This window comes from Modestobacter excelsi (assembly GCF_005930495.1).
In the GTDB taxonomy this organism is placed as follows: domain Bacteria; phylum Actinomycetota; class Actinomycetes; order Mycobacteriales; family Geodermatophilaceae; genus Modestobacter; species Modestobacter excelsi.
In genome coordinates, this window is the sequence record NZ_SJEX01000144.1 from 1 (window position 1) to 5,104 (window position 5,104).

The window sequence follows — 5,104 nt, forward strand, 5'->3', positions numbered from 1 at the left end:
CCCCCGGCGCGAGGCTGCGCAGCCTCAGGTCGCCGAACACCGTCCAGCCGCGGACGACGACCCGCGGTGTGCCGGCCAGCCGGGGCACCGGGGCCAGCTGGGTCTTCCGGTCGCCGAACACCGTCCAGCCCTCGATCTCGGCGGCGACGCCCTCGCTGACGATCACCTCGACGTCGCCGAACACGGTGCCCAGCTGCAGGTGCAGCGTCTCGGCCGAGGTGCGCAGCCCGCGCAGGTCGATCTGCACGTCACCGAACACGGTGCTGACCTTGTCCGGCACGGCGGTGGTCGCGGTCAGCTTGACGTCACCGAAGACGGTGGCGAGCGCACCGCTGGTCCGCTCCCCGACGATCTCCCCCACCGCCGGGACGGCGGAGGCCGGTGCCGGGAGGTCGGCGAGCAACGCGTCGAGCTCGGCGGTGGTCACCGCCGCGTAGGCGGCCGACGCGCGCTGGCCGAACTCGTCGAGGTCGATGCGCCCCTCCCCGACCGCGGTCTGCAGCCGGGCCACCGTCGCGTCGCGCTCGGCGTCCCCGGCCCGCACGGTCGGCCGGGCCTCCTCGGGGGCGGGCTGCCCGTCCGGGCCGGGCACCGGGTGCTGGGTCATGCGGCGACCCTAGCGACGGGATCGGCCCCCGCTCCCCGACGTCGACCCGACCGTCAGTCGGTGTCGGAGTAGACGTCGACGCAGTACGCCCAGGCCCCGCCGCCGCGACGACCGGCGCAGGTGTCGCCGTACTCCTCGTAGGCGGAGTCGATGTCGGACCGGTCGTAGAGGTCGTCGCAGGAGGACATGTCCCCGTCGTGACAGGCCCGGGCGAGCTGGTCGAACACCGGGTCGTTCCCGAGACCGGTGGGCTCGCGGGTCGCAGCCGGTGCCGGCACCGTCGAGTCCGGGGTCGTCCTCGCCACTGCGACGAACACCGCGACGACCACGGCCAGCAGCGCCAGCCCGCCGATCACGAGCCCGATGACCAGCTTGCGGCGGCCCGGTGGACGGCCACCGGCGTACGGCCCGTACGGCCCGTACGGCGGACCGCCGTAGCCGTACGGCGGCTGCCCGTACTGCGGCTGGCCGTAGTGGGGAGGCCCGTAGTGGGGAGGCCCGTACTGGGGAGGCCCGTACTGGGGAGGCCCGTACTGGGGAGGCCCGTACTGGGGAGGCCCGTACTGCGGCTGCGCGTACGGCGTCGTCGGCTGCGGCTGCGGCTCGGGCGTCCTCCCCCATGGGGGCGGGTCGCCGGACGGCGGTCGGGTCATCGGTGCTCCTCGGCGGGATGCGGCGGTCAGTCCAGGTCGGTGCAGAGGTGGACGTCGAAGGCCTTGACCCGGCCACCGCAGGTCAGCGCGTACTGCTCGTAGTCCGACAGCGGCTCCGAGTCCGTGTACAGGTCGTCGCAGGACTGCAGGTCACCGCCGAAGCAGGCGTCGGCGTAGCCGTCGAGGACGGGGTCGTCCCCGAGCTCGCCGGGAGCCACCGGCTCGGACTGGTCGACCTCGGGCAGGTCCCCGGGCGGGTAGGCGCTCCAGCCCAGCGTTCCGCCACCGGTCAGCTGCCCGGTCATGGCGTCCGCGGAGGACTCGCCGATCGCCCGGCCCAGGTCGTCGGCGGAGGAGCTGATGACGACCGCGCCGAGGACGACGGCGAGCACCAGGCCGACGGCCACGACCGCCGAGGCGACCAGGGCCGGCACCCACGGCCGGCCGGCCGGCGGCGGCGGGGCGGGCTGCCCGGGCCACGGCGGGGCGGCCGGACCCCAGGTGCTCTGCGTGGGGTGGCCGGCCTGCCAGCCGCCGGGGGCGTGACCTGGGTGGAACGGGTCGCCCGCGGCGTACCACTGCTGCTGGCCAGGGCCGTGCTCGGACATGGGGTCCCTCCGTCTGCGGCGTTGTCGCCGCTCCACCATGACGGGACCATGGCCCTGCCGGGTCGTCGCTCACCCGGCTGGGTGAGTCGGCATCCGCGGCCTGTCTAGGGTCGCTGCAGCACCACCCACCACTTCAGCAGCCGACCACCGGACCTGGGAGCGCAGCGTGGCCACCGAGGACGACTTCCGCATCGAGCACGACTCCATGGGTGAGGTGCGCGTCCCCTCATGGGCCAAGTGGCGCGCGCAGACCCAGCGGGCCGTCGAGAACTTCCCCATCTCCGGCACCCCGATCGAGCGCGAGCTGATCGGCGCGCTGGCCGCCATCAAGGGCGCCGCGGCCGGCGTCAACGCCTCGCTCGGCGTCCTCCCCGAGGACGTGGCCGGCGCCGTGACCGAGGCCGCCGCCGCGGTGGCCCGGGGCGAGTGGGACGAGCACTTCCCGATCGACGTCTTCCAGACCGGTTCCGGGACGTCGAGCAACATGAACACCAACGAGGTCATCGCCACCCTGGCCACCGAGTCGCTGGGCTCACCGGTGCACCCGAACGACCACGTGAACGCCTCGCAGTCGTCCAACGACGTCTTTCCCTCGGCGATCCACGTCGCCGCCACCCAGGCCATCGTCCGTGACCTCGTCCCGGCGTTGCAGCACCTGGAGCTGTCCCTGGAGCGCAAGGCCGACGAGTTCGCCGAGGTCGTCAAGAGCGGCCGCACGCACCTGATGGACGCCACCCCGGTGACCCTGGGCCAAGAGTTCGGTGGCTACGCCGCCGCCGTCCGCTACGGCGTCGAGCGGCTGCAGGCCTCGTTGCCCCGGATCGGCGAGCTGCCCCTCGGGGGCACCGCCGTCGGCACCGGCATCAACACCCCGCCCGGGTTCGCCGCCGCGATCATCGAGCGGCTCGTCGCCGAGCTCGACCTGCCGCTGTCGGAGGCCCGGAACCACTTCGAGGCGCAGAGCTCACGCGACGCCCTGGTCGAGGGCTCGGGCCAGCTGAAGACCATCGCCGTCGGCCTCGTGAAGATCGCCAACGACCTGCGCTGGATGGGGTCCGGCCCGCGCACCGGCCTCGGCGAGATCGCCCTGCCGGACCTGCAGCCGGGCAGCTCGATCATGCCGGGCAAGGTGAACCCGGTCATCCCCGAGGCCGTCATCCAGGTGGGCGCCCAGGTGATCGGCAACGACGCCGCGGTGACCTACGCCGGCACCACCGGCGTCTTCGAGCTCAACGTGACCCTGCCGCTGATGGCCCGCAACGTGCTCGAGTCGATCCGGCTGCTGGCCAACGTCAGCCGGTTGCTGGCCGACCGCTGCGTCGACGGGATCGTCGCGAACGTCGAGCAGTGCCGGACCTACGCCGAGTCCTCTCCCTCGATCGTCACGCCGCTGAACAAGTACATCGGCTACGAGGAGGCGGCCAAGGTCGCCAAGCAGTCGCTGGCCGAGCAGAAGACGATCCGCCAGGTCGTCGTCGAGCGCGGGTACGTGGAGCAGGGCAAGCTCACCGAGGAGCAGCTGGACGCCGCCCTGGACGTGCTGTCCATGACCCACCCCTGAGGGAGGGCCGTGCCGCGTCGCGGTCCCTGCGTTTCCACCAGATGGCGGGGGCCGTGTCGCGGCGGCCGGAGAACTGAGTAGCGTCCTGAGCTGATGAGCGAGACAGCGAGCACCCCAGACGTAGCCCTGCGCTGGACCGGCGGCGAACTCCCCCTGCCGGTCATCCCCTCCACCGAGGGGTCCGAGGGCATCGACACCAGCAAACTGCTGGCGACGACCGGCCAGGTCGCGTTGGACATCGGGTTCGTCAACACCGCGTCCTGCACCTCGGCGATCACCTACATCGACGGCGACCAGGGCATCCTGCGCTACCGCGGGTACCCCATCGACCAGCTCGCCGGCCAGGCCAGCTTCCTCGAGGTCTCGTACCTGCTGATCCATGGTGAGCTGCCGACCGCCGACCAGCTCGCCGAGTTCGACCAGGGCATCCGCCGGCACACCCTGCTGCACGAGGACCTGAAGCAGTTCTTCAAGGGCTTCCCCAGCGATGCGCACCCGATGCCGGTGCTCTCCTCCGCGGTCAGCGCCCTGTCGACCTTCTACCAGGACTCGCTGGACCCGTTCGACCACCGCCAGGTGGAGATCTCCACGCTGCGGCTGCTGGCCAAGCTGCCCACGATCGCGGCCTACGCCTACAAGAAGTCGGTCGGCCAGCCGTTCCTCTACCCGGACAACTCGCTCGGTCTGGTGGAGAACTTCCTGCGGATGACCTTCGGCTTCCCGGCCGAGCCCTACGAGGCCGACCCGGAGCTGGTCAAGGCGCTGGACATGCTGTTCGTCCTGCACGCCGACCACGAGCAGAACTGCTCGACGTCCACGGTGCGGCTGGTCGGGTCCTCCCAGGCCAACCTCTTCGCCTCGGTCTCGGCCGGCATCAACGCGCTCTTCGGCCCGCTGCACGGCGGGGCCAACCAGTCGGTGCTGGAGATGCTCGAGGCCATCAAGCGCGACGGTGGCGACATCGGCCGCTTCGTCGACCGGGTGAAGAACAAGGAGCCGGGCGTCAAGCTGATGGGCTTCGGCCACCGGGTCTACAAGAACTACGACCCGCGCGCCCAGCTGGTCAAGGAGACCGCCGACACCGTGCTGGGCAAGCTCGGCGGCAACAACGAGCTGCTCGACCTGGCCCGGCAGCTGGAGGAGATCGCGCTCTCCGACGAGTACTTCATCCAGCGCAAGCTCTACCCGAACGTCGACTTCTACACCGGGCTCATCTACCGGGCGATGGGGTTCCCGGTGAAGATGTTCACGGTGCTCTTCGCCCTCGGCCGCCTCCCCGGCTGGATCGCCCAGTGGCGCGAGATGATCGAGGACCCGGCGACGAAGATCGGCCGTCCGCGGCAGGTCTACACCGGTGAGACCGAGCGCCCGTTCGTGCCCCTCACCGAGCGCTGACCGAGCAGCAGGACCGCCGAGGCCCCGCCGTCCGTCCGGACGGCGGGGCCTCGGCGGCTCTGCCCCCCCTCACCCCGATGGGGTGAGGGGCACCCCCCGAACCGGTGAGGGAGCTACGCCCACCCCCTGGGCTCGTCGATGTGATCAGGACACCGGACGCCACCAGGCGTCCGGGCCGATCCGTCGCACGAGCAGGGAGGTGGCCCGGTGTCCGCACCTCGCGCGCAGGCAGCTGCGCCGCGGACCCGCGTCCCGGCCCGTCCTCCGGCCGGCCGGGCAC

Annotated in this window: 5 protein-coding genes; 2 read left to right on the top strand and 3 right to left on the bottom strand. The window is 72.0% G+C overall.

What is annotated here, in order from left to right:
* From FHL80_RS24805 to FHL80_RS24815, 3 genes are all read right to left on the bottom strand, one after another.
* On the bottom strand, positions 1 to 607 hold a 607-nt coding region (locus FHL80_RS24805), incomplete at its 3' end, for a DUF1707 SHOCT-like domain-containing protein (protein ID WP_138735990.1).
* A gap of 53 nt (positions 608 to 660) precedes the next feature.
* Positions 661 to 1,260: a hypothetical protein gene (locus FHL80_RS24810; RefSeq protein ID WP_138735991.1), complete on the bottom strand. Its 600-nt coding sequence runs from the start codon at positions 1,258 to 1,260 to the stop codon at positions 661 to 663.
* Between the two features lie 26 nt (positions 1,261 to 1,286).
* Positions 1,287 to 1,868 (bottom strand): hypothetical protein, encoded by a 582-nt coding sequence (locus tag FHL80_RS24815; protein ID WP_138735992.1) that lies wholly within the window; start codon positions 1,866 to 1,868, stop codon positions 1,287 to 1,289.
* A gap of 166 nt (positions 1,869 to 2,034) precedes the next feature.
* On the opposite strand from FHL80_RS24815, the gene FHL80_RS24820 reads away from it, so the two are divergent.
* On the top strand, positions 2,035 to 3,429 hold the full coding sequence (locus FHL80_RS24820) for a class II fumarate hydratase (protein ID WP_138735993.1): 1,395 nt from the start codon (positions 2,035 to 2,037) through the stop codon (positions 3,427 to 3,429).
* A gap of 93 nt (positions 3,430 to 3,522) precedes the next feature.
* A complete protein-coding gene (locus FHL80_RS24825) occupies positions 3,523 to 4,824 on the top strand; it encodes a citrate synthase (RefSeq protein ID WP_138735994.1) in 1,302 nt (433 codons plus the stop codon).
* Positions 4,825 to 5,104 lie beyond the last annotated feature (280 nt).

Excerpts from the sequence above, each read along its gene's own strand:
- FHL80_RS24810 (WP_138735991.1), bottom strand. The coding sequence starts at position 1,260 with ATGACCCGACCGCCGTCCGGCGACCCGCCCCCATGGGGGAGGACGCCC.
- FHL80_RS24815 (WP_138735992.1), bottom strand. The coding sequence starts at position 1,868 with ATGTCCGAGCACGGCCCTGGCCAGCAGCAGTGGTACGCCGCGGGCGAC.
- FHL80_RS24825 (WP_138735994.1), top strand. The coding sequence starts at position 3,523 with ATGAGCGAGACAGCGAGCACCCCAGACGTAGCCCTGCGCTGGACCGGC.